The sequence below is a fragment of the Lunatimonas lonarensis genome, from assembly GCF_000390185.1.
GTDB lineage: Bacteria > Bacteroidota > Bacteroidia > Cytophagales > Cyclobacteriaceae > Lunatimonas > Lunatimonas lonarensis.
Genome location: NZ_AQHR01000050.1, coordinates 103,620 through 129,158, shown reverse-complemented (window position 1 = coordinate 129,158; position 25,539 = coordinate 103,620). Strand labels below are relative to the sequence as shown.

Genomic DNA, 25,539 nt, shown 5'->3' with positions numbered 1-25,539 from the left:
GCTGGGATAAAGTAAAATTAAACATTTATGCAGATAGGCTGCATAGAAAAGGCATTATTTTGTGAACCAATCCCGAACATCTTGAACACAAAGAAATATAGAATTGCCCGGCCTGCTTACACAGGTCCATATCTCAAACAACCAATAGATATGGGTTTTTCCCTATCCGAAGATCATTTTCTATTTAGATTAGGTGAACACTTTCATGAAGAGGGAGACATTGAAGAGGAGGAAAACAGGCGAAAAGAAAATCTCTCCATCAAAGAAAAAATCAAGGAAGGCTACCTAATTGAATCCGCGGTAGTGACTATTGTAAATGAGGAGCAAATAGTGGTAGACATATCAGATGCAGAGTGTAATTTGAGTGATGGATCTGCCCTAAAAATTCTCGAGCTAAAAAACGGAATTAAAGCAAAAGGAACCTTATTGTCTTCCGATGGTCAGTATTTGTCGGTTGAATCAATCGGGTGGAGGCCAAATATGGGGGATAAAGTAAGTCTAGTCAAGCACTTTACAGCGTTTGATTTTTTGATAATGAGGAGAACGGATGATTTTTACCGGTTACTTCGCACCAAGAAAAATGTCGACATAGTTGAACAAAAGCTCAACGGAACCCTTGGCACCATACAATTCTCGGTTCCAACGGTTATGAAATTGGGTAATCTGGACACCTCCCAAATTGATGCAATTAATCAATGTTTGGGGGATGACCCAGTATCATTGGTTCAGGGACCTCCAGGAACCGGCAAAACTTTTTTTGCTGCGCACTTATCCAAATATTTGTTGGATCGGGGGTATGAGATTTTAGTCACCGCATTTACCCATGACGCAATCAATAATATTCTGACAAAAACCCTAGAAATGGGTGCTCCTGTTTCGAAAATTGGCACAAAATCCAAATGTTCAGAAGTGTTATTAGCATCAAGGAAGGAAAAGATTTCTACTACCGTAAAAGGCAAAACCGTTGTAGGAATGACCATTCACGAATTCCTGAAAAATCACAAAAAGTTTGATTTTATCCTAGTTGATGAAGCAAGTCAGATGGACATGGTTTCGGGGATTCATTTCCTTGCATCTTCTACCAAAACTATTTTCATAGGTGATGACATGCAACTGCCGAACATTCCGAAAATTCCGAACACCGAGTTTTCCATATCCATATTTGATTTGCTTCTGAAAGTTTATAAAGCCTCACCGCTTTTGACCACCTATCGCTTTAATCAGAGGATTTGTGACTACATCTCACCGAATTTTTATTACGGCAAATTGACTTGTAGCGATTCTGTAAAGTCGAAACACTTGGAAATACCGATTGGGCTGGATTTCAGCCAGTTTAAAGTATTGACAAAGGAGATTCTGAAGGAGCCGCTGGTTTTTATTAATACGGAGGAGGAAGTAGAATTCCTGATCAACAAGGAACAGGCTGGTTTGATTGCAGATCTCGTAGAGGATTTCCTATCTTTAGGAATCGAGAAAGACGAGATTGGTGTGATTGCTCCCAATAACATGCAGCTGAACTTTATCCGGAAGGTACTGTCAGCACGAAAATTGGATTGGAAAGGAATCAAAATTGAAACCGTCAATAAGTTTCAGGGACTGCAGAAAGAGATCATTCTTTATTCTTCGGTCATTACCAAGATAGGAAGTGAGAAAGCCAAGTACGACTTCTTCTTCGACATTCGGAGATTTAACGTGGCCGTCTCCCGAGCCAAAAAAATGGCAATCGTTTTAGGAAATAAGAACCTGATCGCTCAGGCAGCCCGCCTCACACCGGAAGGTGAGAAAATTGCTGACTTTCTAAATTGGTCAATAATAGTAAATAACTTAAAGGTTAATTAAAGAAATGGATTCAATCAGTTTTAAAAATTTTAGGCAGTTCAAGGAGTTTCCTGAAATGGAATTCGGAGGGATTACTTTTTTGGTGGGTAAGAATAATTCCGGGAAGTCAACTATTGTTAAGGCCTTACTTTTAATGAATGACTTTATCTCCTCAGACCAATACCGGAAATTGTCATTTGGAAATAATGTTCTCGAAGATGCAAATATTGTGACTTTTGGCAGGGCTCTTAACAATAAGTGTCAGGAAGAAGATGAAATCCAATTTTCGGTAAAGCAAGGCGAATTTTTATATACTGTAAGTATTTCTGCCCCATCAGACAAAACTGATGGAAGAGTTGTGGATTTGTTAATAGAGGATAGTGAACTAGGGATCAATCTTCACCTTTATCCAGATTCTAATTCAGTTTTTTTGACTGGAATAAATAAAGACTGGGAGAGAGACCAAGAATCTTACCGCAAAATTGAGCTTCAAATTGCTGAATTAGAGGCTAAACTAGAAAGTTTGAACAATAGGGCTGAGAATGGGGAGTTAAAAAAATCCAGCAAGGAATATCTTACTATGGTAGATGAATTTAGATCTCAAATTGAAAAGCTTAGAGAAATTCACTACTTCACACAGCTTGAAAATGAACCTGATTTAACCCCTGGAAAAATTGATGGACGAATTACATGGGATGATAAAAGATTGAAAGAATCAGATTATCGGTTGGATGAAAGTTTGAAGGGACGATCTTCTCTTCTTTCAGAAATGTATTCTGACTTAGTTGAATTTTTTAATCAAAAACATCAAAATGAATTTTCATGGCGTACTAGTGGGGAGCTTTTAGAATCTGCTACTGACGAAATGATGGAAATGCTTGAAGATGCTGAAAAATTAAATGAAATCGGTAAACAAGAAAATGAATGGGAAAATCTTAGGGCATTCTATCACAATCTTCATAAACATGATGACTTTAGAAAGAAACTCATAAATCAAAAAAATAGAAGCCAAATTATCTACCTAGGTGCTAACCCATCCAAGCAAGCTGCACTTTTTAGTATTCGTGATAAAAACAACTCTCTAGCCCAAGCTATCCATCAATTTAAGGAGATGGGATTAGATAATTCACCCAAAGAATCATTTGCATTTTTCAAAAAGTGGTTTGGTAAGGAAGGCTTTAATGTTGGGGAAAAATTGGAAATAAATCCGATTGCAGGTGAAGCATATGAAGTCAAAGTGGACGGTATCAATCTCGCAGATAGAGGTATGGGATCACTTCAAATTTCCTTATTGTTATTTAGAATTGCGGTTATAATTGAAAAATCCATTCAAACAGGGATTAAGTTTAAGGTGGTAGTTGAAGAACCTGAATTAAATCTGCATCCAAGATTTCAAAGTATTCTTGCTACACTATTTTTTGAAGTAAAACAGAAATATGAGATAGATTTTATAGTTGAAACTCACTCAGAATATTTAATTAGAGAAAGCCAATTTATTGTAAAGGAATTTCAACTTGAAGGAGGGGTTAATAATAATCCTTTTAAAGTTTATTATTTAAGTGATGATCAAAATCGGTGGGAAATGAAATATAGGTTTGATGGTAAATTTATAAATGAATTCGGTCCAGGATTTTTTGATGAAACTAGAAGAATAATTAAAAAGATGTTGTAATGCGAGTATTTTTTGATAAAGAAAATTTCATTTCATTTTCTAAACTAATTGAATTTGATGCTAGGAAGACCAACATTCTAGATATGCTAAAGAAAAATCTTCCTATTCATTTTAATTTTGATTTAGATTCTCTTGATGATGATGAGTTTATTCTAGTTGAAGAATTTTGGGAAGGTGTGTCAGAAGATTGGGTCTATACCCATAAAGTTGATAAAGTTTCTCCCAGACCCGTAGAGGTTGATTCATTCCCAGAGAAATCTGGTGTTTATTTAATTTCATGTGATAATCTTCCTAAGATTAAAAGAAAGAAATTATTTCTTATCGGGGGTTTGGGGGAAGAATTGGATTGTTTAGGTAAAATTTTGATCGATCCGGATGAGTATGGTTTTCATGTTCCTTTTGGAGTTGGCGATTATCTTTTTAAGTCGTGGAGTGAAGTAAGAGATTTTGCTTTTCCATTTTCTTATATGTTCATCATTGATAGATATATTTTTAAGTCTAATAATTTGGTGCTATTTAATTTTAACCTTAAGGTAATTCTTAATGAATTTTATTTGGATAAAGAGGGACCTTCAAAGTTGGTTTTTATTTATCAAGTTAACCCCTTTGTAAGGAGAGAAGATCCAAAGTTTGATCTTGGACCAGATTTGGAAAATTTAAGAACCATGATAAGGAAAACAATTAAGGCAATAAATAGGAATTGTAAATCGCCAGATTTGTATTTTTTTGGGATCCCACACAAAGAAATTAAAGACGAACATGACCGTCATTTAATTACAAATTATGTTAGGATCCGACCTGGAGATAGCTTCACCTATTTTGATTCTCTAGGGAATATTGTGTCAGCTAGCAGTGAAGTTGATGTGTTTTCATTAGGAAAGAAGGTATACAGAGAAAAAAGCCACTTCATAGTGGAAAAAATGAGGTCTTTTGTAAAAGAGAGTTTTGAAAGATTCCCAAGATTCTGTCTTTTAGAACCTGGTAAATCTGTTGATGATGCCTTAGAAATCTAACGATGCACTTCCACTGCACAGATTCTCCTCATATTTGTTCCATCAATTTGAATTACTGAAATGTCCAATAGAAAAGTAGATGTAGGTTTTATTTTCCAGATCACTGATAAGGTGCTGTGGAATGTGTTCAAGAAGAACGAGATAGGTGATGTCCTCCTACCCTTTGTCGTCCTAAGACGCTTGGACTGCATTTTGGACCCAGTCAATCAAAAGGTGAGAGACGCCTATAACAACTTCAAGGACAAGGTCACCGAGGATAAATTGGACCCGATCCTGAGGAAAGCGGCTGGCGGACTTCAGTTCTACAATATCTCCCGTCATACCCTGGAATCCCTCCGGGAAAACCCCAAAACCATTGAGATCGATTTCAATAATTACCTCTATGGATTCAATAAGGAAGTTCGTGAAATCATCGAATGCTTTCAGTTTGACAAGGTTCTTGGTCGATTACTCAAGAATCGAATTCTGTACCAAATGATCGATGCCATCTGCAAGGTGGATCTGCATACCGATAAGGTGGATAATCATGACATGGGGTACGTTTTCGAGGAACTTATCCGGATTTCCAATGAACAAAGTAATGAAACCGCCGGGGAGCATTTTACCCCACGGGATGTGATTCAATTGATGATCGAGGTGATGTTCAGTACCGAAAAGGAGGTGTTTTCTCAACCGGGGATCATCCGAACGATCTATGACCCGGCTATGGGAACAGGTGGGATGATCAATATTGCCAAGAATTATGTGGTGGATGTCCTAAGTGCTAACCAGACGAATAAGCCAACCATCCGAACTTATGGTCAGGAGATCAATGAACAATCCTATGCTATCGCTAAGTCTGAAGCTCTGATTACCGGAGAGAATATCGACAATATCCGGCACGGAAATACCTTTACTAAAGATCGATTTACGGATAAAAAATTCCACTATATGCTGGCAAATCCTCCTTATGGAGTGACTTGGAGTAAGGATGCGGACTACATTATTAATGAGAGTGCAAATCCGGCTGGCCGATTCTATGCGGGACTCCCTGCCAAAAGTGATGGTCAGCTCCTTTTCCTTCAGCACATGATCAGCAAGATGGAATACGAAGGAAGCAAAATTGCCGTGGTGACCAATGGTTCTCCCCTGTTTTCCGGCGGGGCTGGAAGTGGTGAAAGCGATATTCGAAAGTGGATTATTTCCAGTGACTGGCTCGAGTGCATTGTGGCCCTTCCCAAGGATTTATTCTACAATACCGGAATCAATACCTTTATCTGGTTTTTGACTAACAATAAGCCCTCCCATCGTAGAGGGAAGGTTCAGTTGATCAATGCAGTGGAAGCGGAAGATAAAATCAACGAAAAGACAGGATTCTGTCGCCCTGAGAAACGAAGCTTGGGCAATAAGCGAAACAAGATCGAGGATTATCATATCCAAAGAATTGTAGATCTCTATACCCGATTCGAAGAAGGTCGTTATTCCAAGATATTCGACAACGAGTATTTTGGTTATTACCAAGTTACCATCGAGCAACCGGAATTGGATGAAAATGGTAAGCCCAAGGAAGGTAGGAATGGAGAGTGGAAAGCCGATTCCAAAAAGCGAGACAAAGAAAATATTCCGCTGAGCGAGGACATAGAAATCTATTTTGAAAAGGAAGTTTTACCGCATATCGGTAAAGGCTGGATTGACTATGATAAGACCCGAATTGGGTATGAAATCAATTTCTCCAAATACTTTGCAGAATTCAAACCTCTTAGACCAACTCAGGAGATCAAGGCTGAAATCCAAGAATTGGAGTTTGGGAATAAAAATGATAAGGGAATCATGGAATTATTAAAGGAACTATTGGGATGAAAAAATACGAATCCTATAAAGATTCCGGTTTAGATTGGATTGGAGAGATTCCAAGTGGATGGATAATCAGTAAGCTGAAATTCTATGCTAATATTTACACAGGAAATAGCTTAAATGATAGCCAAAAAATAGAGTTCGAATCAGAGGATTTTGAATCCTTATCTTATGTTGCGTCCAAAGATGTCGATGTAAATACCACAAAAGTAAACTATAATAACGGGACAAGAATACCAAGAGAAAATCCAAATTTCAAAATTGCTCCAGCAAATTCATCTCTCTTATGTATTGAGGGTGGCAGTGCAGGAAAGAAGATGACTTTTCTTAATCAAGATGTTTGCTTTGTAAATAAATTGGCTTGCATCGACTTAGAAAATAAATGGTTATCCAAGTTTGTTTTTTACTTTCTAAAATCCGAAACATTTCAAAAACAATTCACGGAATCACTGGCAGGGTTGATTGGTGGTGTTAGTATTACCAATCTCAGAAATTTTTTGGTACCAATCCCTCCCAACTTTGATGCATTGGAAATCTCCCGTTTCCTAGATCATCATACCAGTTTGATCGACGAATTGATCGATAAAAAGCAACGCTTGATTCAGAAATTGGAAGAAAAGCGGAAATCAGTCATCAACGAAGCTGTGACCAAAGGTCTAAATCCCTCTGTTCAGATGAAGGATAGTGGGATAGATTGGATTGGAGAGATTCCGGAGCATTGGAGTCTTGCAAAATTGAAATATTTGGTTTCCATGAAGAGTGGAAGTTCAATTACTTCTGAAAGTATTGAAGATGCCGGAACTTATCCCGTGTATGGAGGGAACGGACTTAGAGGATATACCGAGAGTTTCACCAATGAAGGAGAATATGTTTTGATCGGAAGGCAAGGAGCTCTTTGTGGAAATATTAATTATGCTTCTGGAAAATTTTGGGCTTCTGAACATGCGGTTGTAGTTTACCCAAATAGCGAGATGGATACGTTTTATTTAGGTGAATTACTCAGATTAATGGATTTGAATCAGTATAGTGAATCAGCTGCCCAACCAGGAATTTCTGTAGGAAAGATCCTTAATCTATCTGTTCCAAAGATTTCATTTTCGGAACAAGTAGAAATCTCACTATATCTCAAAGACAAGCTATCTAGAATCGAAATACTAAAAGATAAACTCAAGATTCAACTTGATAGAATTTTAAAATACCGTCAATCAATTATATCAGAAGCAGTCACCGGAAAAATAGACGTCCGGAATTGGGAACCATCAATTTGATTTAACATGGAATTTTTAATCTACATTTTTATTGGGGCTGCCGCTTTGGCAATCGGTTGGCTTTTAGGCAAAGCCTCAAGTAATCAATCTCATATAAAAACGCTTGAGGAGGCCCAACAGAAGTTTACCACCTTAGACCGGCAATTTGCAGAATACCAAGCCACGTCCAAGTCGGAATTCTCTCATTTGGAAAAGGATCATTCAGAATTAACTAAAGAAAAAGAAACCCTTGAATCTGAACGTGATTCTTGGAAAAATCAGTCGGATGAATTCCGGGTAAAACTGGAATTATCCATTGGTCAGTTAGAAGCGGAAAAAGAAAAAGTTAAAGAGAAAACCGATCTCTTAGGTAAGCTCCAATTGAAGCTGGATGCAACCCAAGAAAAGTTGAATGAGGCTCAAAAAGATCTGTCCAGTCAAACTGCAATCAATAATTCCCTGAAAGAAAAATTGGATACCCAAAAGCAGGAAATTCAGGACCTGAGTGAAAAAGCTAAGAAAGACTTTGAACTGATTGCCAATGAAATTCTGGAGGCTAAGACTGCCAAGTTTACTTCTCTAAATGAAGAAAAACTCAATGCAATCCTTAAGCCTCTTGGTGAGAATATTGGAGACTTTAAGAAAAAAGTAGAGGAGGTTTACGATACCGAATCCAAGGAGAGATTTTCTTTGGCCGAAAAAGTAAAGGAGCTTGCCGATCTAAATAAAGTTATCAGTGAGGAGGCTAAAAATCTGACAAAGGCCTTAAAAGGGGAGTCTAAAACCCAAGGGAATTGGGGAGAGATGATTCTTGAAAGTATCCTAGAAAAGTCCGGTCTCCGAAAAGGAGAGGAATATTTCATGGAAGAAACTCTTAAAGATGAGTTCGGAAATCCTCTAAAATCTGATTCAGAAAATAAGAGGATGCGTCCAGATGCGGTAATCAAATATCCGGATAACCGAAGTGTGATCATTGATTCCAAAGTTTCTTTAAATGCCTACACCCGCTTTGTAGAAGCAACCGAACCCCATCATCAGGAGAAGCATCTCAAAGAGCATATTGTTGCCATCAAATCTCATATTGTCCAACTCTCCACTAAGGGTTATGATGATTATGACAAGGCTTTGGATTTTGTCATGATGTTTATTCCAAATGAAGCTGCCTACATAGCAGCGATCAAGGGAGATCCGGATTTGTGGAATTTCGCCTATGAAAGACGTATCTTATTGCTCAATCCTACCAATTTGATTACATCACTTAAGCTGATTGTAGACCTGTGGAAGCGGGAATATCAAAATCAGAATGCTGTAGCCATTGCAGACGCAGGTGCGAAATTATACGATAAGTTTGTGGGATTTGTAGAAACCCTGCAAAAGGTAGGGAAGTCAATAGAAGGTGCACAGAGTCATTATAACACAGCCATGACCCAACTTTCCGAAGGAAGTGGTAATTTGATCAATCGTGCCAACACGTTAAAAAAACTAGGCATCAAGAATAAGAAAGAACTTCCTGCAGGATTGGAAGAAAAAACGGATAGTTTTGATTTAAACGATTTAATCTAATGGCAGAAGGAACCAAAGAATTTCATTTTGAGGATCATATTGCTAGATATCTTACTCGGGATATTACCCCGTTTTTCAAGGAATATGAACTTAAGCCAACCTCAGTATACGACAAGGAACTTTGCCTGATTCCGGAGGACGTGATTGGTTTTATCCAAGATACCCAACCCAAAAAATACGAGGCTCTAAAGGTTCAATATGGAGATCTGGTGGATGCAAAAATCATCTATCGAGTGGCAGACTCCCTCACCAAAAGAAAGACACTTTCCGTGTTTCGGGAAAAGATAAAAGATCGGGGACAAACGCTCGATTTGGTCTATTTCAAACCTAATCATGACAAAAGTCCCGAGCATCAGGAATGGTATAATAAAAATCGGTTGACCATAATCCGTCAGTTGAAATACTCTAAAAACAATGAGAATTCAATTGATTTGGTATTTTTTGTCAATGGGATTCCAGTCATTACGATGGAGCTGAAAAATGCCCTGACGGGACAAAATCACCTGCATTCGATCAAGCAATACATCGAAGATAGAGATCCTAATGAGAAATTGTTTGAGTTCAAGCGATGCTTGGTTCACTTCGCTGTAGGTACGGAAAAGGTATTTATGACCACCAGACTCGCTGGTAAAAGCACCTTTTTCTTGCCATTCAATAAAGCTCTGATCAATGAAAACCCGGATGGGTATCCTACCTCGTATTTATGGGAGGATGTACTGACCAAGGATTCATTGTTGGACTTGATTCAGAATTACATTAACCTCCAGGACAACAAGGAGAAATTCTACGACCCGAAAACGAGGACTCTTAGAGAAAAATCCAAGGAGATTCTTATCTTTCCCCGTTTCCATCAGAGAAGGGCAGTACAGAAACTTCTTAAGGATGTGACTGAAAAAGGTGTTGGCCAAAAATACCTGATTCAGCATTCTGCCGGTTCAGGGAAATCCAATACCATTTCATGGTTGGCCCACAGGTTATCCGATTTTTATCAAAGATCGGATGATGCCAAAGCCTTGTTCTCCGGAGTAATTGTGGTGACAGATCGTAAGGTTTTGGATCGACAAATTCAGGATAACATCAGACAGTTTGAGCAGACACCCGGAACAGTGGCCTACATTGATGATTCCAAAACATCCCAAGATTTAAAGGCAGCGATTGAGGATGGAAAGCGGGTTATTGTAACCACACTCCAGAAATTCCCTGTGATTTCGGAATTCATCAGCCAAAATAAGTCCAAAACTTATGCTGTGATCATCGATGAGGCCCACAGTTCTCAATCGGGTGAATCCGCCCGTCACCTTCGAAAAGCACTTTCTCTCGAAGAGTCCGAAGAAAAAGATGTGTTGGAGAAGAATATTGATGAAATCATAGAGGAGGAAATCAAGCGAAAGGGTGATCAGTCCAATATTTCTTTTTTTGCATTCACAGCCACTCCCAAGCCAAAAACCTTGGAGATTTTTGGTACAGAAAAGAACGGCCAACGGGTTCCTTTTGATGTCTATACCATGGAGCAGGCGATCAAGGAAGGGTTTATTCTTGATGTCCTGAAAAATTATGTCTCATGGAGGAGGTATTACAAGTTGGTTAGAAGGGAACATATTCCCGATAAGGAGTATGAAACTCGTAAGACAGTTAGGCTCCTCAGCAGTTATGTCGATCTTCAGGATCATGCGATTGAGCGAAAAACCCGGATCATGCTGGAGCATTTTGTGTCAAAAACCCAAAATGAAATTCAGGGAAAGGCACGTGCAATGTTGGTCACTCGTTCACGCCTTCATGCAGTTCGATATAAGCGGAAGTTTGATGAGATCATGAGGGAATTGAAACTTCCTTATGAAGCATTGGTAGCGTTCAGTGGAACTGTTACCGATGCCGAAACAGGAATGGATTACACTAAGGAAAACATGAACAATCTTGGGGGAAAGGTTCAAATCCCAGATGCTTTAAAACTCCCTCAATACCGCATATTGATTGTGGCAAACATGTATCAAACCGGGTTTGACGAACCTCTCCTGCATACCATGTTTGTGGACAAAAAATTGGGTGGAACCAGTACCGTTCAAACCATTAGCAGACTCAATCGGAAGACAAGTGGAAAGGATTCCACCATGGTCTTGGATTTTGTCAATGACCCGGAAAAAATCCGGCAGGATTTTCAGGATTACTACGGAGGAACCTACATGGAATTGATAGATCAGACAGATCCAAATTCATTGTATGATGTCCTCGGAAAAATCGAATCAGCGGCAATTTTTACTCAGAAAGAGCTTGATGATTATGCAGAGCTGTTTTTTAGAAAAGGAGATCATAAAGAAAAACTCCAACCCATTCTGGAACGAGTAGCTAACCTGATGGTAAAGCATAAACCGGAAGAAGAGATTGCTGAAATTAAATCCTATATTAAAGACTTCATTCGATTATACCGGTTTCTCTCCCAGATCATTTCTTTCACGGATGTCAATTTGGAAAAGAACTATGTGTTCTTAACTGATTTGTATAAAAAGCTTCCGGTTAGTCAAAATTCATTGCCCACGGAGGTATTGGAAGAAATTGATTTAGGTAGTTTCAAACTTCAACATCAATTTACCACCAGTTTGAAGTTGGAGAGTGCTGATAAAGGAATGACCGGAATGAAGCCGATGGGCCCGGTTGGACCAAGTGACGAGGACAAGGATTTCCTGAGTAACATCATCAAGACCTTGAATGAAACCTTCGGAATAGACCTAAAAGAAGAAGATCAGGTTGAATTTGAAAAAATGAAAAAGAACATCTACGCCAATGAGGAATTAATGAGCTTTTTCAACGATAAAAACAGTAAGGAAAATATCAAGGATAAATTCAATGAGGAGATCGATAATGAACTCCTAAATTTCATCAACGACAAATTGGATTTTTACAATAAGCTTACAGAGAATAAGATCAATTCTATGTTCAAAAAAATGTGGTTTGATGACATCTATGATAAGAGGGTAAGGGGGATTTAGCATTAAAAAAGTATACGATTATTCTTCAATAATAAGATTTAAATTGACACCATTACATCTTTTCTAGAATAATTGGAGGTAGTTTTTCAGTTAGGATTCATAATGCAAATTTCCTTCAAATGATGAATTTTAAATATCACCCCTCCTTCCATCCACTGACCACCTGCTGCATGTCCCTTACGGCCCGTACGAGCTTCTGTAGGTCGGTTTCGGGCTTGGGGATTTGGCGACTGGTGTAGGCGTGGAATTTTCCTTTCTCCAGCACCTCGCCCGCAGCCACCGCATAGGGCTCAAAGAGGGGGTTGAGGGACTTTAGCCATACCATGCCCTCCGCAGCCACTGTTGCTCTTCTATAAGTTTGGTACTACTTAATTCCTTCCCCCGCCTTATCCCTCAACAACTGCGTAATATCAATCGGGGGTAACAGATATCCACCCATAGGGCCCAAATTGGTGATTTGGTAAATGATATTCCGGAGATTGTTGATCATCATGTTGAGGGTGGAAAATTGGGTCAGGTTGTTTTTAAGATTCTCTTCGAGTGCTTCTGAATCTTGAATACGGAAAGTACCGCCTCCTTCTACCATAATTTTATACCCAGGAAGTGGCTTATCACCATCTTCATTGACCTCTACAGTGGTAAAAAGTAGGATTTCTTTGGTTTTATCATTCTCCCGGAGTCTAAAATCTATATCCACAACATAGGATTGAAACAATTCCTTGACATCAAGTTCTGACTCTTTTGGAATTACAAACTCTACATGCGATTCCAACAACTTGAAATCCAATAACTGTAACGGTGAGAATTTAGCTTTCATCCTGCCATAGCATAATCATCCTCCGCCATAGGGCTAACAGCCATTACGGTTTGAGGATTGGTGACTTGATTTTTTAATTTAAGGTACTCTTGGGTTTTGGACCAGCGCTTATGGTATTCCATCAATTCCTCAGTAACTCTTTCTTGAATCATCTCCTCAGTCATTACCTTAAACTCTATTCCCAGCTCTATGGACATTTTGGCCAGTATATTCCAGTTTGGTTTTCTATCGCCTCTGAACAGCTGAGTGATGAAGGACGCCGAAGTTCCAACTTTCTGGGCAAGCTCCTTCTTGCTGATATTATCTTGCTCCATTTTCTGGTCTACTAATCCCAAAAATTGCATGGCCAATACATCAGCCTTGGAAGAAACAAGGTCTTCTTGGGACATGGTGTTAAAAAGTGCGTCCCATTCTTTTTTGATTGAGTTCGTCATGATGTTTGGGTTAAATCGTATTCGTATTGCGCAACTCTTCTGATAATACTTTTTTCTGCTGCTGTAAGTTTTTGAGACTTCTTTCACATCAAAATTAAGCAATAGGTTAATTTTTCACAAACCGTTTAAATAATTTACTCGATTCCATATCCCTCTTTCCCCTCCGCCCCCATCAACCCCTCAATCTCCACCCCATACTCTTTAATCTCTTGACTTACCAACTCCCCCCGAAATGTTTTCGTTAGTATCGCTTGAGTCAATTGTTAACCTGTCCAGGCCATACGATTTCAATTTCGGAATTTTTTATTGAATTAGGATTCATAATGCAAATTTCCTTCGAATGATGAATTTCAAATAGACCCCTCCTTCCATCCACTGACCACCTGCTGCATGTCCCTTACGGCCTGTACGAGCTGCTGTGGGTCGGTTTCGGGGATTTGGCGACTGGTGTAGGCGTGGAATTTTCCTATCTCCAGCACCTCACCCGCAGCCACCGGATAGCACAAGTTGGTCCGGGACAGTGGTCTAAAAATCCCCTTGGATTTTTTACCTTAGAGTATTGATTTACAGTGCCTCTGCATGGAATCCTTCTGTGCTTACCGCAAACTTCCCCCTACTTTCTCCCAAAAAACCTTTTGCAATTCTGCCTAGTTTATGATATTATTATAGTCAGTAAAATGACATAAAACGTGTCAATAGAAAGGTTTTGGGTATGGCACAGGTATGTGAGAAAATAGAACGACTGCGGCAGTTGCGGCAGGAAGTCATGGCACTGGAGGGTTCCCTGCCCCGGGAAGCCCAGCGCGGGAATGCGGCCCTGGCGCTTGGTCCCATGCAGGCCGCCTTTCCGGGACATGTGTTTCCCCTTGCCGCCAACCACGAGTTTGTCAGTACCACTGCTCCCGAGGCGGCAGCCACCCAGGGATTTATCACCTCCCTGCTGGGCATGCTGCTCCGCAAAGGGGGCTTCTGCCTCTGGATAGGCAACCGACGGCGGGTGTTTCCACCCGGCATGCGGCTGTTTGGCCTGGATCCGGATCGGGTGGTGTTTGTGGATCTGTCCTCCGAAAAGGAGGTGCTCTGGACGCTGGAGCAGGCCCTGAAATGCGACGCACTGGCGGCGGTGGTGGGAGAACTCCGGGAGCTGAGCTTTGCCGATTCCCAACGCCTGCAACTGGCCGTGGAGCGCAGCCGGGTCACGGGCTTTCTGCACCGCCATCAGCCCCGAAGCCTGCACGCCACCGCCTGCACTACCCGCTGGAAGGTGGCTCCCCTTCCCAGTCAGGTGGAGGAGGGAATGCCCGGAGTGGGTTTCCCTACCTGGCGGGTAGACTTGCTGAAGGTACGGAATGGCAGGCCCGGGACTTGGGAGTTGGCGTGGAGGGGACCGGAGTTTCGTTCCTTGTCCAGGAAAGAAGTATTCCCGCAGCGCGCACAGGAGGGGCGCCGCTATGCCTAGGCGTTTTCTGTCCCTGTGGTTTTGCCACTTGACCACCGACCGGCTGGCGATACGCAGGCCCGAGCTGAAGGGAAAGGCCTTTGTGTTGGCAGCTCCCGAGCGGGGGAGGACGGTGGTGCGGGCGGCCAGTAGAGAAGCCTTGGCACTTGGTGTCCATCCCGGTACGGCCGTGGCAGACGCCCGTGCTATCTATCCCACCTTGGAGGTTTTGGCTGAGAAGCCTGGCTGGGGAGATAAGCTGCTGTATCGCTTGGCGGAATGGAGCCTGCGCTATACGCCTTATGCGGCTCCGGATCCCCCGTCCGGCTTGGTGCTGGATATTTCGGGTTGTCCGCACCTCTGGGGCGGGGAGCGGCCCTACCTGAAGGCGGTGCTGGCTGAGTTGGGGGCCAAGGGCTACCGCGTGCGTGCGGCCATAGCAGATACCATCGGTGCAGCCTGGGCACTGGCGCGCTACGGGGAGGAAGATGGGTGCATTGTCGGTGCCGGAGGGCAGCGGGAGGCCTTGCTGTCTTTGCCGCCCAGTGCGCTGCGTTTGGAAGCCCCTGTGCTGGAAGGGCTACAGAAGCTCGGGTTTCGCCAGATCCGACAGTTTATCGATATGCCCCTGCCTACCCTGCGGCGGCGTTTTGGGGAGGGCCTGTTGCGGCGGCTGGGGCAGGCGCTGGGCACGGAGCAGGAGCCCTTTACGCCGGTGCAGCCCCGGGTTCCGTATGAGGAGCAACTGCCCTGCCTGGAGCCCATCAGCACGCGAAAGGGGATAGAGATAGCTCTACAACATTTACTGGATAGGTTATGCCAGCGTCTTTCCCGGGAGGGAAGGGGCCTGCGCAAGGCGGTGTTCAGTGGGCTGCGAGTGGACGGGAAAACGGTGCAGATCAGCATAGGCACGGGTAGGGCTTCCCATAACCCGGAGCACCTGTTCCGCTTGTTTGTGCTGAAGATCCCCAGCTTTGAGCCGGCGATGGGCATAGAGCTTTTTACCCTGGAGGGGCTGTTGGTGGAAAAAGTGCACAGCCCGCAAGAGCAGCTGTGGCACCGCTCCGGAGATCCTGCTGCCGTGGCCGAGCTGCTGGACCGGGTGGAGGCCAAGGTGGGGGCTGGACACATACACCGTTACCTGCCCCAAGAGCACCACTGGCCCGAGCGTTCCATCCGTCCTGCGGAGTCATTGGACGAGCAGTCCGACACCGCTTGGCCCGACGCGCCCCGTCCCCTGCATGTGCTGCCTAAACCGGAGCCCATCGAGGTGATGGTGCCCCTGCCCGATTACCCTCCGGTGCATTTCAGGCATCAGGGCAAGATCATTCAGGTGGCCAAAGCCGACGGACCTGAGCGCATAGAGCAGGAATGGTGGCTGCAGACCGGCCCTCCCCGCGATTACTACTGTGTGGAGGATCCCTCGGGGGCCAGGTATTGGCTCTTTCGGCTGGGGCTGTATGGCAATGGGGAGCCTAGGTGGTTTTTGCACGGCTTTTTCCCATAGGTAGACGGCCGGTTTTGAACAAGACAGACCAACGGTAATGCGCGGACAAGATTATATAGAACTACAGGTAACGACAAACTTTTCCTTTTTGCGGGGAGGCTCCCATCCCGAGGAGATGGTGTGGCGGGCCAAGCAACTGGGGTATGGCGGGGTGGCGGTGACCGACCGCAATACGCTGGCGGGAATCGTCCGTGCCCATGCCGCAGCCAAGGAGTCCGGCCTGCGTTTTATCCCCGCCTGCAGGCTGGATCTGCTGGACGGCCCCAGCCTGTTGGCCTATCCTACGGATCAGGAGGCCTACGGTCGCCTTTCCTCACTGCTTACGGTGGGCAACCTGCGGGCAGAGAAGGGGGTGTGCCACCTGTACCGCGCGGATGTCTATGAATATGCGGAGGGGATCCTGTTTGTTGCCGTGCCGCCGGCAGAGCTGAATGCGGAGCTGGATTTTTCCCCGGATTTTTATGCCGCATTGGAAGCATACAAGGAGGCTTTGGGCAATCGGCTTTCCCTTGGCGCAGCTTTTTATTACGGGGGCAGAGACCACAAGCGCATGCATAGGCTGCTTCTTGCGGAGCAACGTTTGGGTATACCGCTGGTGGCCGTAAACGATGTGCATTACCATGCGCCGGGTAGGCGGGCCCTGCAGGATGTGCTTACCTGCATTCGGGAAAAGTGCACGATACAAAGTGCGGGCTTTCGCCTGCACCCCAATGCCGAACGCTACCTCAAGCCCGGGGAGGAGATGTTCCGGCTGTTTCGGGACTATCCGGCTGCCCTGCGGCGCACCCTGGAGATAGCCGAATCCTGTGTTTTTTCCCTGGATCAATTGAAATATCAGTATCCCGAGGAGATCACCAGCGAAGGGCGCAGTCCACAGGAGGAACTGGAGCTGCTGACCTGGGAAGGGGCCAAGAGGGCCTTTGGGGGACAGCTTCCGGAAAGTATCCGGGAGAACGTTGTCTATGAACTGGACTTTATCGCTCGGAAAGAATATGCGTCGTACTTTCTTACCGTGTACGATTTGGTGCGTTTTGCCCGGGATCGGGGTATACTCTGTCAGGGAAGGGGTTCGGCTGCCAATTCGGTGGTCTGCTATTGCCTGGGCATTACCTCGGTGGATCCTTCCAAATTTAAGCTGCTCTTTGCCCGGTTTATGTCCGATGCCCGCAACGAACCCCCGGACATCGATGTGGACTTTGAGCACGAGCGGCGGGAGGAGGTGATGCAATATATCTATGAAAAATACGGGCGTGACCGGGCGGGCATCGTGGCTACTGTCACCCAGGTGCACTGGAAGGGTGCCGTGCGGGATGTGGGCAAGGCCATGGGCATGTCGCTGGATACGGTGGATCGGCTCGCCAAGTCGGGGCATGAGCTTACGGAGGAGTGGCTGCAAGGCGAAAAAGTTTCCTCACAGGGGTTTGATCCCCGAGATACCCACTTGCGGAAGACGCTGGCGCTTACCCGGCAATACATGGGTTTTCCCCGTCAGTTGGGGCAGCATACGGGTGGGTTTGTGATCACGCGGGACAAGCTGGCCAGGCTGTGTCCGGTGCTCCATGCCCGTATGGCCAACCGTACCTGCATCGAATGGGACAAGGATGATATCGATGCGTTGGGCTTTTTGAAGGTGGACGTGCTGGCACTGGGGATGCTTACCTGCATCCGAAAGGCCTTTGACCTGGTGAGGGATCATTATGGGAGGGAGCTTACGCTGGCCAACATTCCCCAGGACGACCCCGAAGTCTACGAGATGATCAGCCATGCGGACACCCTGGGGGTGTTTCAGATAGAAAGCCGCGCCCAGATGTCCATGCTGCCAAGGCTACAGCCCCGAACCTTTTACGACTTGGTGATTGAGGTGGCGATCGTGCGGCCGGGCCCCATACAGGGGGATATGGTGCACCCCTATCTGAAGAGGAGGCGGGGTGAAGTACCGGTGGAGTATCCCTCCAAAGAGTTGGAAGAGATACTGGGCCGGACGCTTGGCGTGCCGCTGTTTCAGGAGCAGGCCATGGAGATTGCCATCGTGGCGGCGGGCTTTACCCCTGCCGAGGCAGACGGGCTGCGCCGTAGCATGGCGACGTTCAAGGCCCACGGGCTGGTGAGCCAATACGAGAAAAAGCTGGTGGGAGGCATGGTGGCCCGCGGGTACGAGGAGGAGTTTGCCAAGCGGGTGTTTCGGCAGTTGGAGGGGTTTGGCAGTTATGGTTTTCCCGAGAGCCATGCGGCCAGTTTTGCACTGCTGGTCTACATATCCTGTTGGCTCAAATACCATTACCCGGATGTGTTTGCGGCGGCCTTGCTCAACAGTCAGCCCATGGGGTTTTACCGGCCGGCCCAGATCGTGACGGATGCCCGCAAGCACGGGGTGGAGGTGCGGGCTGTGGACGTGAACCGCTCCCTGTGGGATAATGTGTTTGAGGAAAGGCAAGGAAAGTACTTTGCCATCAGGTTGGGTTTTCGGCATGTAAAGGGGTTGCAGCAGGAAGATATGGAGCGGTTGGTAGCCCATCGGACAAGGCCCTATGCCCACGTCACCGAGCTGATCCATGTGGGAGTGCCCAAGGGTGCCTTGGAGCGTTTGGCAGATGCGGATGCGTTCCGCTCTATGGGGCTGCACCGCAGGCAGGCGCTGTGGGATGTGCTGGCCCTGCAGGGCAGACCGGTGGGGGTGTTTGAGGGGCAGGTGCTGGAGACCCCGGAGGAAAGAATGATCGCCCTGCCAGAGGTGTCCCCCATGGAGCATGTGATGCGCGACTATGCGGCCACCACGCTTTCGCTCAAGGCGCATCCGGTCAGCTTTGTGCGTGAAAAGCTGGACCAGTTACGGGTGATTCCCACGGGCCTCTTGGGCAAGTTGAAGGATGGGGCTTTCGTGAAGGTCTGTGGGCTGATTACCGTGCGGCAACGCCCCGGGACGGCCAAAGGGGTGCTTTTTGTGACCATAGAGGATGAGACGGGCTTTGCCAATCTGGTGGTGTGGGCCAAGACCTTTGAGCAGTATCGCCCGGTGATCCTGCAGTCCAAGCTGCTGATGGTGGCGGGCAAGGTGCAGATAGAAGGGGAGGTGATCCACGTGGTGGTGCGCTCCTGCCACAACCTGAACAGCCTGTTGCGGGTAGATCCCGATGCACGCAATATCGGTTCGGTGGAAAAGCCGGTGCGTGCCGGCTCTGCTAAGGCGGGTGCCAAACCGCCGGCTACGCTGGGCAAACCCGTGCAGGGAGAACTTTTCCCTTCCAGGGATTTTAAGTGATATTAATTTGATTGAATTTTTCCCGTCGGACTAATGGCGTTAGAGATATTTGTTTTTTGAAAAATGTAAATTAATAAAATAGGTTGCTTGATTTAGTAGGAATACTTCATACATTTGTGTCTAAGTATTGTTTTTCAGGCTTTATAAAAAAATTGTTTTAGGTTTAATTTATCAAAAGAAATGAGAGGGGCATTAGTTTTTTTCCTTTTCTCTATGAGTAGAGTTTTTTTTGTTGATGCTTTCGCACAGACTGAAAGTGTGGGCAATGTTTATGCTATTTACCAAAATTATATCAGCGATATTCGGCCTACAAAGTGCCCAATGCATCCAAGTTGTTCTAATTACGCTATGTCTGCTTTTAAGAGCCATGGAGTTTTTAAGGCTTTGGCTTTGACCTCAGATAGGCTTTTAAGGTGTGGGCATGAGCATTCCTACTACCCTGGTGTGATGATGAATGGGGAGTTTAAATTGCTGGATTCCGTAGTCTCAGGATATGAAATGGAGGAGCTTTTGGTTAAGCCCGAGAGGCTTTTTTCTGTTAAGGACACTGTGCCCGATGTTTCGTTGATGCTTTTGGGGCAATTGATTGATGAGGGATATTTTCAGGAAGCCATTTACGAATACCATCGGATTCTTATAAGTGGGGATTTCAATAGCAGGAGGCTTCTGGAGATTAACCATTACAGAGCATTGTTCGGTTTGGCGGAATATGAGAAGGTTATTTTTCATCATGCCAATTATCTTCCCGGGGAGCTGAAGGGAGATCCGTTTTTGAATATTAAGGTGGCAGAGGCTTGGTTTAAGCTAGGCCAGTTTGAAAAGGCTGTCGATGTCATTTCAGCATGGCCAGATGGTGAATTTCAAAAGGCAGATGAGTTTAGCGGGCTTGCTCATGCATATGCCGATGATTATAATGCGGCGTTGAGATCGTATGGCAATATCACTGCTGATTACGCCTATGCTGATTATGTGCGTTATAATACTCAAATCATCAATGAATTGGCTGATTTGAGCTTTTTAAGGCCAGCAGTTGCCGGGTTATTAGGTGTTTTTCCAGGGGGAGGCTATTTGTATTCGGGACATACAGTGACAGGTTTTTCTGCGGCTATTCTTACTGGTTTGCTCGGCTACGCAGCCTATACAAGTTTTGATGTTGGCAATAAGGGGGTTGGAGTCCTGTCAGGTATATTCGCTCTCACTTTTTACAGTGGCTCCATTTCAGGTGGTGTAAAAGCAGCCAAAAGAAAAAATGAATTCAAGAAAAATAATTTAAAATCAAAAATGAAATATTCTTTTAATTAGTTACCATCTAAATTTTAAAACAAAATGATTAAAAATTTAAAAAACAATCAGGGAATTAAAGTTGTTTGCTTCTTCTTGGCATTTTCAATTCTGAATATGTCATTTATCCCCAGAAGTTATGAAACTGTCAAAATTCCGGCAGGAACAGTTGTTACCCTTGAAAATTCTAGCGGGATATCTTCAGCAAACCTGACAGTAGGTCAAACGATCGATTTTTTTGTCAGAGACGATGTGAAGGTTGGTGGGCAAACGGTAATTAGACGTGGTGCACCTGCCAGAGGGCAAGTAGTCCGGGTACAGAAAGCTAAGGGACTCGGGAAAGAGGGATCTGTGGAAGTAGAAGTGAAATCCGTTCAGGCGGTTGATGGTTCTGAAGTTAGGCTTACAAGCACTAGGATTTTTGAAGAGGGAGAAGACAGACAAACCGCAGCCATTTTGCTAGGTGTGTTGGTTTGTATTCTCTTCCTTACCAAGAAGGGGAAAAATGCAGAGATTGCCCCCGGTACGAGTATTGATGGCAGAGTGGCGCAGGAGACTAGTGTTGAGGTTTAGTCTTTTCGGGTTTTGTTTTTGAGTTAGAAGAAAAGCTGTTCATTTTCATGAGCAGCTTCTTTTTTTTGGTTGATATGTTACCGGTAAAAGTGATTAAAAGGGTTATTGAACTGTTTGAATCATAGTTTCAAATAAATTCAACCCGATTTTCATCTATAAAAAACGGGCCACTGAAATTTTTTTTCACCGGATCGGCCGTATTTTGGCGCAAGATACTGTATTACGAACGTTCGTTTGTCATGGTAAAATTTGACTTGATTCTACTGATAATCCTTGTGCTGCTCATCCTCACCACAATTTACGCTTACGTCGTGGATGAGATCTCCCTTAGGCTGTTTGCGCTGTTGCTTACATCCATGACTATCTCAGCAGTGATTCTGGGCAGACGATTGGCGACTGGTGCCTAATAAATGGAGGCTCTACTAACCGGTTGATCTCTAAAAGGAGTGTTGGGCTGCCCGTCCGATACTCTTTTTTGTGAGGTATTATCTCGACAGAGTGGCCAGAAAATGGGGGGATAATTTGTAAATTTATTTCAAATGATGTATGTTTGTTTATCAAATGAAATTAATTATGGCAAAGGTTAAGAAATACATGCCCCCGGCCCAAGAGGATGTTACCGCCCTTAATGATTTCCAAGGGGAGTATGGCTATGCCGATACATTTGTCGTCCGGAGGGGAGAAGATCGGGTTAGTTATGAGGTAAAGAGAGGCTATGGGTATTTTTTGGTTTCTCTCAGGGAGGTCCACAGTATGTTTGATGTGGCGGCACACCTAGAAAAGAACCTTACATTTGCCGAGATTTCTCCCATCGTTGATTTTTTGGAGCTGAAGATGGTGGATGTGGCCAAAGCAGCGGCCGTTTCGCCGAGCACGGTATCCAGGTGGTCTGCTGCGAGCCTGATAGGTACGCCGGGTTCTTACCAGTTCTTTAAGATCGATGAGGCCATCAGGAAGGGTATGGAGGTTTTTGGTCGGCAATCCCACTTCAAATCCTGGCTGCACACACCCAATTTATCCCTAGGTCAAGCTAAGCCAGTGGATCTGATGCTTTCCATGGCGGGCATAGAGCTGGTGCATGAGGCGGTAGATGCCCTCCACTACGGCAATTTCCTCTAGCGCATGTTGACGTATTACCGCATGATGTCGGAGAGGTACCACCAAGCGCCGTACAGCAGTTCCCTGTCTGGCGGAAGGTGGAATCCCAAAGGGTTGCCCATGATCTACGCGGCGAGTTCGGCAGCCTTGGCGGCGTTGGAGTACCTGTGTATCAAGGGAACTTCTGCTGGTACCGATCCGTGGTATGTAGTTGTGTATGAGATCCCGTCCGATAGCCTGATTGGTACACTGGAAAGGAGCAGCCTTCCGGAGGATTGGGACATATTGCCGCATGGCAGGGCCACCCAGGATTTTGGCAGGCAGTGGCTGATGCAAAATACCTTTCCCTTTCTCAAGGTTCCTTCTGCGCGGTTACATGAGTCCTTTTATCCGGAAGAGCATAACTTATTGATCAATCCCTCCTTTCCTGGTATACAGGAGCTGTTGCGGGTGGTGGATACCCGCAAGTTTGCGTACAAGCTTGGGGGCTGATGATCGCGCTTCTGTGGATTGGTGCCATTTGTCCTTATCAGATAAGGGTGTATTGGGGTGATGCTTTAGGCTACTGATTCCGCGCCTTTGGCGCTTGGGTGGCATCTTCGCATGCTACCTTGGGCGTTGCCCAAGGCTACTGATTTTGCACCGTTGGTGCTGATAATTAACTAAGCACCAACGGTGCGACGGGCACTTGCATAGCCTAACGTGCCATGGAATCATGCGGCCAGCTCCACCCAAGCACCAATGGCGCGATAATCATAGAAATAGCCTACCAGGGCTATGCAAACGTGTCATCCCAATTCCCGCGACAATCAATCCCACAAATATCGACCTGTTTTTTAGAGCCACTTCCGTAGAAACGCCAGGATATCGGCTCTCATTTCAGCGGTTTCCTCGTGTCCCACATCGTAGATTTTGAGTTTCCAGGCGTCGGGAGCCCCTTCCTTTTCGTAAGTTTCCTTCAAGTCTGCGTCGATGATTTCCAGCCCTTCCAGTGGGGTGAGGGGGTCGAATCTTCCGGCAAGCCCAAAATGGGGCCGTGGGGCAATCAGCGCGTTGATGGATGAGGTCGTAAAGTGTGTGAGGAGGTCGTGTACATAATAGTAGATGCCATGGCGGCGAAGCTCCCCTTTTTCCAAGAGCGTCTGAAAGTCCGTAAGGCAGTTGAGGTCTACCACCACCTTGATGCGCTCGTCCAAGGCCCCCAGCCACCAAGCCATGGTGCTGCCCATGGACATGCCCATGGTGGCGACCCGTTCAGCATCGAGGTCCTCCCTGGTCTGGAGATAGTCGAGTGCCCGAAGGTTGTCATATACCATCATTCCAAACATCACCTGGCCCTTCCACAGCATTTCCTTAAAAATGTCCAGCTCTGCCCTTCCGGATCGTTCTTCAAATCCCCAGGCATCCAAGCAAAATGCCGCATAGCCTTCATCCGCCAAGGCTTTGGCATAAGGTGGGGCTTGCATTTCCTTTCTGCCCATCACCAATTCATTCTTTCCGACCGCATACTGGCCAAAGTGGGAGTGGTTAAACAGTACCAGGGGGATTTTGCCGCTGGCGTTGGCAGGCTTGGTGAAGAAGGCAGGCACTTTCTCGATCCCGTTCAGGTCCATCAGCCATTTTTCGGTCACCATGCCGTCGGTTTCGGTGACCGAAACCACTTCTACCGAAAGGGGTCTTTCACGATCAGGCATTCTCCCCAATAATTCATAAAGTTTGGTTCTACGTGCTGTCTTTGAGCTCATTTCGTCGTTTGTGTTAGCTTCGGATTGGGTGGAAGGGGTACACGCTTCAATTATAAGCATGCCTAGAAGGAAAAAATAAATTAGTGGGTTTCTTAAGCGGTTCTTATGGGTGTGATTGCTCATAGGGAGGAGGCTTTTGGTTATCCAAGTTAGTGGATTTTGTGGAAATGGGAGGGTTCGGTTAGTGTATTTGCGTACTAGTTGGGGTTTTCCCTCAATGTCGGGTAAATGTCGGGTGAAATCCTCTTCTTTTTCGGGCTATATTTGGGTAAATCGTTCCAATTTGCCATGGTCAAACAAAATTTTACGCAGATGAAGCAACCCCAATTGGGCCATATGATCCAGGTGTGGAGAAAGGGCAAAGGAATGACTCAGGAAGAGTTGGTGGAGCGGTGTAATATCAACGTCCGCACAATCCAGCGAATAGAAGCGGGGGAGGTGACCCCACGTCCGTATACTGTAAAGGCCATTTTGGAGGCTTTGGAGGTGGATCCCTCCGAGGTCGGCAACCTCCATTCCGAAGATATGGAGGGTGAATTGCCCATCGAAACCTCTTGGCTGCGGTATGCCTATGCAGTGGGTATTGGTTACCTCATACTTGCCATCCTAGAGTCTGGGGTTGATATACGTCTCTTCATGGGAGAGAGTGGCTTTTGGGATGGGTTTGCGCTGTGGTACGCGTTGTTGAAAATGGGCGTCCTGATATTTTTCGCATTTTTTATGGCCGCCTTTTTCAAATTGGCGGATAGATGGAATGATCGACTGATGAAGGTGACAACATTTCTTCTGGTTTGTAGCACAGGTGTTTTTATGTTAGAGGATGCATTGACTTACTGGTTGGAGACAGAGGTGGTATCCGGACTTATTTTAAGGTCGTTGGTGACCGGCTTACTCTATCTGTTGTTTGCCATTAGCTTTATACAACGTGCCCGTCCAAACGATGTCCTTTGTGTAATCACTGGGTCGTTGGGGGTGTTGACGGGGATATCGTTTATGACGGTGGTGTTTGCTCTTCCGGGGTTGCTTTTTCTTACTCTGTTTGAAGTAGCGTTGATTGTCTTGGTATACCGGGAATTTGGAGGATCGGGGATAGTGCACTGGCACCGAAAAAATAAGATCGATCCCCAGGTCTCCTAATATCCCAAGCCTGTTTGTTTGGGGTGTTACCTGGAAGGATTTTTGCCCATACCGTCCAATAATTCCCTTCCCGTCCGCTTTTTTTTGGGTTGCAGACGCTAGTTTATACGCTATCTAGTA

At 45.2% G+C, this 25,539-nt stretch carries 22 protein-coding genes; 16 read left to right on the top strand and 6 right to left on the bottom strand.

All coding sequences use genetic code 11. From position 1 onward, the window contains the following. Nucleotides 1-150 precede the first annotated feature (150 nt). The 7 genes from ADIS_RS08630 to ADIS_RS08600 are packed head-to-tail and all read left to right on the top strand — an operon-like array spanning nucleotide 151 to nucleotide 12,130. Complete coding sequence (locus ADIS_RS08630) at nucleotides 151-1,839, top strand: DEAD/DEAH box helicase (RefSeq protein WP_010854055.1); 1,689 nt, start codon at nucleotides 151-153, stop codon at nucleotides 1,837-1,839. A 4-nt stretch (nucleotides 1,840-1,843) separates the two neighbouring features. Further along, the gene (locus ADIS_RS08625) at nucleotides 1,844-3,490 is read left to right on the top strand and encodes an AAA family ATPase (protein WP_010854054.1); all 1,647 of its coding nucleotides are present in this window, start codon (nucleotides 1,844-1,846) and stop codon (nucleotides 3,488-3,490) included. Next, nucleotides 3,490-4,503, top strand: coding sequence for a hypothetical protein (locus ADIS_RS08620; RefSeq protein ID WP_010854053.1), 1,014 nt, complete (start codon nucleotides 3,490-3,492; stop codon nucleotides 4,501-4,503). The genes ADIS_RS08625 and ADIS_RS08620 overlap by 1 nt, the downstream gene beginning before the upstream one ends. Before the next feature lie 60 nt (nucleotides 4,504-4,563). Further along, entirely contained in the window at nucleotides 4,564-6,342 is a 1,779-nt protein-coding gene (locus tag ADIS_RS08615; RefSeq protein ID WP_010854052.1) for a type I restriction-modification system subunit M, read from the top strand. After that, entirely contained in the window at nucleotides 6,339-7,604 is a 1,266-nt protein-coding gene (locus ADIS_RS08610) for a restriction endonuclease subunit S (protein ID WP_010854051.1), read from the top strand. Before ADIS_RS08615 ends, ADIS_RS08610 begins: the two co-directional genes overlap by 4 nt. A gap of 6 nt (nucleotides 7,605-7,610) precedes the next feature. Continuing rightward, nucleotides 7,611-9,146: a DNA recombination protein RmuC gene (gene rmuC / locus ADIS_RS08605; RefSeq protein WP_010854050.1), complete on the top strand. Its 1,536-nt coding sequence runs from the start codon at nucleotides 7,611-7,613 to the stop codon at nucleotides 9,144-9,146. Next, on the top strand, nucleotides 9,146-12,130 hold the full coding sequence (locus tag ADIS_RS08600) for a type I restriction endonuclease subunit R (protein WP_010854049.1): 2,985 nt from the start codon (nucleotides 9,146-9,148) through the stop codon (nucleotides 12,128-12,130). The genes rmuC and ADIS_RS08600 overlap by 1 nt, the downstream gene beginning before the upstream one ends. A 136-nt stretch (nucleotides 12,131-12,266) precedes the next feature. Here ADIS_RS08600 and ADIS_RS08595 read toward each other — a convergent pair whose 3' ends face one another. The 5 genes from ADIS_RS08595 to ADIS_RS22950 all read right to left on the bottom strand — a co-directional run bounded on the left by ADIS_RS08595 (nucleotide 12,267) and on the right by ADIS_RS22950 (nucleotide 13,887). After that, nucleotides 12,267-12,455 (bottom strand): hypothetical protein, encoded by a 189-nt coding sequence (locus ADIS_RS08595; RefSeq protein ID WP_155907292.1) that lies wholly within the window; start codon nucleotides 12,453-12,455, stop codon nucleotides 12,267-12,269. 39 nt (nucleotides 12,456-12,494) lie between these two features. After that, entirely contained in the window at nucleotides 12,495-12,947 is a 453-nt protein-coding gene (locus ADIS_RS08590; RefSeq protein ID WP_010854047.1) for a hypothetical protein, read from the bottom strand. Continuing rightward, a complete protein-coding gene (locus ADIS_RS08585; RefSeq protein ID WP_010854046.1) occupies nucleotides 12,944-13,381 on the bottom strand; it encodes a helix-turn-helix domain-containing protein in 438 nt (145 codons plus the stop codon). Before ADIS_RS08585 ends, ADIS_RS08590 begins: the two co-directional genes overlap by 4 nt. A 134-nt stretch (nucleotides 13,382-13,515) precedes the next feature. Further along, nucleotides 13,516-13,641, bottom strand: a complete 126-nt coding sequence (locus tag ADIS_RS23550; protein WP_010854045.1) for a hypothetical protein — start codon at nucleotides 13,639-13,641, stop codon at nucleotides 13,516-13,518. 90 nt (nucleotides 13,642-13,731) lie between these two features. Further along, nucleotides 13,732-13,887, bottom strand: coding sequence for a hypothetical protein (locus ADIS_RS22950; protein ID WP_202900562.1), 156 nt, complete (start codon nucleotides 13,885-13,887; stop codon nucleotides 13,732-13,734). 206 nt (nucleotides 13,888-14,093) lie between these two features. On the opposite strand from ADIS_RS22950, the gene ADIS_RS08580 reads away from it, so the two are divergent. From ADIS_RS08580 to ADIS_RS08550, 8 genes are all read left to right on the top strand, one after another. Next, on the top strand, nucleotides 14,094-14,840 hold the full coding sequence (locus ADIS_RS08580) for an ImuA family protein (RefSeq protein WP_010854043.1): 747 nt from the start codon (nucleotides 14,094-14,096) through the stop codon (nucleotides 14,838-14,840). After that, entirely contained in the window at nucleotides 14,833-16,326 is a 1,494-nt protein-coding gene (locus ADIS_RS08575; RefSeq protein ID WP_035805267.1) for a Y-family DNA polymerase, read from the top strand. Before ADIS_RS08580 ends, ADIS_RS08575 begins: the two co-directional genes overlap by 8 nt. A gap of 37 nt (nucleotides 16,327-16,363) precedes the next feature. Further along, on the top strand, nucleotides 16,364-19,585 hold the full coding sequence (locus ADIS_RS08570) for an error-prone DNA polymerase (protein WP_010854041.1): 3,222 nt from the start codon (nucleotides 16,364-16,366) through the stop codon (nucleotides 19,583-19,585). A 180-nt stretch (nucleotides 19,586-19,765) separates the two neighbouring features. Continuing rightward, on the top strand, nucleotides 19,766-20,887 hold the full coding sequence (yidD, locus tag ADIS_RS08565) for a membrane protein insertion efficiency factor YidD (RefSeq protein ID WP_155907290.1): 1,122 nt from the start codon (nucleotides 19,766-19,768) through the stop codon (nucleotides 20,885-20,887). Nucleotides 20,888-20,911: 24 nt separating this feature from the next. Further along, entirely contained in the window at nucleotides 20,912-21,439 is a 528-nt protein-coding gene (locus tag ADIS_RS08560) for a hypothetical protein (RefSeq protein WP_010854039.1), read from the top strand. 239 nt (nucleotides 21,440-21,678) lie between these two features. Further along, nucleotides 21,679-21,846 carry a hypothetical protein gene (locus ADIS_RS22945; protein ID WP_010854038.1) on the top strand — a complete coding sequence of 56 codons (168 nt, stop codon included), beginning with the start codon at nucleotides 21,679-21,681 and terminating at the stop codon, nucleotides 21,844-21,846. 166 nt (nucleotides 21,847-22,012) lie between these two features. Further along, complete coding sequence (locus ADIS_RS08555; RefSeq protein WP_010854037.1) at nucleotides 22,013-22,558, top strand: antitoxin Xre/MbcA/ParS toxin-binding domain-containing protein; 546 nt, start codon at nucleotides 22,013-22,015, stop codon at nucleotides 22,556-22,558. Between the two features lie 3 nt (nucleotides 22,559-22,561). Next, nucleotides 22,562-23,029, top strand: coding sequence for an RES family NAD+ phosphorylase (locus ADIS_RS08550; protein WP_155907288.1), 468 nt, complete (start codon nucleotides 22,562-22,564; stop codon nucleotides 23,027-23,029). Between the two features lie 344 nt (nucleotides 23,030-23,373). Here the strand turns inward: ADIS_RS08550 and ADIS_RS08545 are convergent, their stop codons facing one another. Continuing rightward, nucleotides 23,374-24,282: a dienelactone hydrolase family protein gene (locus ADIS_RS08545; protein WP_010854035.1), complete on the bottom strand. Its 909-nt coding sequence runs from the start codon at nucleotides 24,280-24,282 to the stop codon at nucleotides 23,374-23,376. A 312-nt stretch (nucleotides 24,283-24,594) separates the two neighbouring features. Here ADIS_RS08545 and ADIS_RS08540 point away from each other — a divergent pair, with 312 nt between their 5' ends. Further along, nucleotides 24,595-25,419, top strand: a complete 825-nt coding sequence (locus ADIS_RS08540; protein WP_010854034.1) for a helix-turn-helix domain-containing protein — start codon at nucleotides 24,595-24,597, stop codon at nucleotides 25,417-25,419. Nucleotides 25,420-25,539: the final 120 nt, after the last annotated feature.

Excerpts from the sequence above, each read along its gene's own strand:
- ADIS_RS22945 (WP_010854038.1), top strand. The coding sequence starts at position 21,679 with ATGGTAAAATTTGACTTGATTCTACTGATAATCCTTGTGCTGCTCATC.
- ADIS_RS08555 (WP_010854037.1), top strand. The coding sequence starts at position 22,013 with ATGGCAAAGGTTAAGAAATACATGCCCCCGGCCCAAGAGGATGTTACC.
- ADIS_RS08550 (WP_155907288.1), top strand. The coding sequence starts at position 22,562 with ATGTTGACGTATTACCGCATGATGTCGGAGAGGTACCACCAAGCGCCG.
- ADIS_RS08600 (WP_010854049.1), top strand. The coding sequence starts at position 9,146 with ATGGCAGAAGGAACCAAAGAATTTCATTTTGAGGATCATATTGCTAGA.
- ADIS_RS08575 (WP_035805267.1), top strand. The coding sequence starts at position 14,833 with ATGCCTAGGCGTTTTCTGTCCCTGTGGTTTTGCCACTTGACCACCGAC.
- rmuC (WP_010854050.1), top strand. The coding sequence starts at position 7,611 with ATGGAATTTTTAATCTACATTTTTATTGGGGCTGCCGCTTTGGCAATC.
- ADIS_RS08620 (WP_010854053.1), top strand. The coding sequence starts at position 3,490 with ATGCGAGTATTTTTTGATAAAGAAAATTTCATTTCATTTTCTAAACTA.
- ADIS_RS08630 (WP_010854055.1), top strand. The coding sequence starts at position 151 with ATGGGTTTTTCCCTATCCGAAGATCATTTTCTATTTAGATTAGGTGAA.
- ADIS_RS08610 (WP_010854051.1), top strand. The coding sequence starts at position 6,339 with ATGAAAAAATACGAATCCTATAAAGATTCCGGTTTAGATTGGATTGGA.
- ADIS_RS08540 (WP_010854034.1), top strand. The coding sequence starts at position 24,595 with ATGAAGCAACCCCAATTGGGCCATATGATCCAGGTGTGGAGAAAGGGC.
- ADIS_RS08625 (WP_010854054.1), top strand. The coding sequence starts at position 1,844 with ATGGATTCAATCAGTTTTAAAAATTTTAGGCAGTTCAAGGAGTTTCCT.
- ADIS_RS08545 (WP_010854035.1), bottom strand. The coding sequence starts at position 24,282 with ATGAGCTCAAAGACAGCACGTAGAACCAAACTTTATGAATTATTGGGG.
- ADIS_RS08590 (WP_010854047.1), bottom strand. The coding sequence starts at position 12,947 with ATGAAAGCTAAATTCTCACCGTTACAGTTATTGGATTTCAAGTTGTTG.
- yidD (WP_155907290.1), top strand. The coding sequence starts at position 19,766 with ATGAGAGGGGCATTAGTTTTTTTCCTTTTCTCTATGAGTAGAGTTTTT.
- ADIS_RS08560 (WP_010854039.1), top strand. The coding sequence starts at position 20,912 with ATGATTAAAAATTTAAAAAACAATCAGGGAATTAAAGTTGTTTGCTTC.
- ADIS_RS08570 (WP_010854041.1), top strand. The coding sequence starts at position 16,364 with ATGCGCGGACAAGATTATATAGAACTACAGGTAACGACAAACTTTTCC.
- ADIS_RS08585 (WP_010854046.1), bottom strand. The coding sequence starts at position 13,381 with ATGACGAACTCAATCAAAAAAGAATGGGACGCACTTTTTAACACCATG.
- ADIS_RS08580 (WP_010854043.1), top strand. The coding sequence starts at position 14,094 with ATGGCACAGGTATGTGAGAAAATAGAACGACTGCGGCAGTTGCGGCAG.
- ADIS_RS08595 (WP_155907292.1), bottom strand. The coding sequence starts at position 12,455 with ATGGTATGGCTAAAGTCCCTCAACCCCCTCTTTGAGCCCTATGCGGTG.
- ADIS_RS08615 (WP_010854052.1), top strand. The coding sequence starts at position 4,564 with ATGTCCAATAGAAAAGTAGATGTAGGTTTTATTTTCCAGATCACTGAT.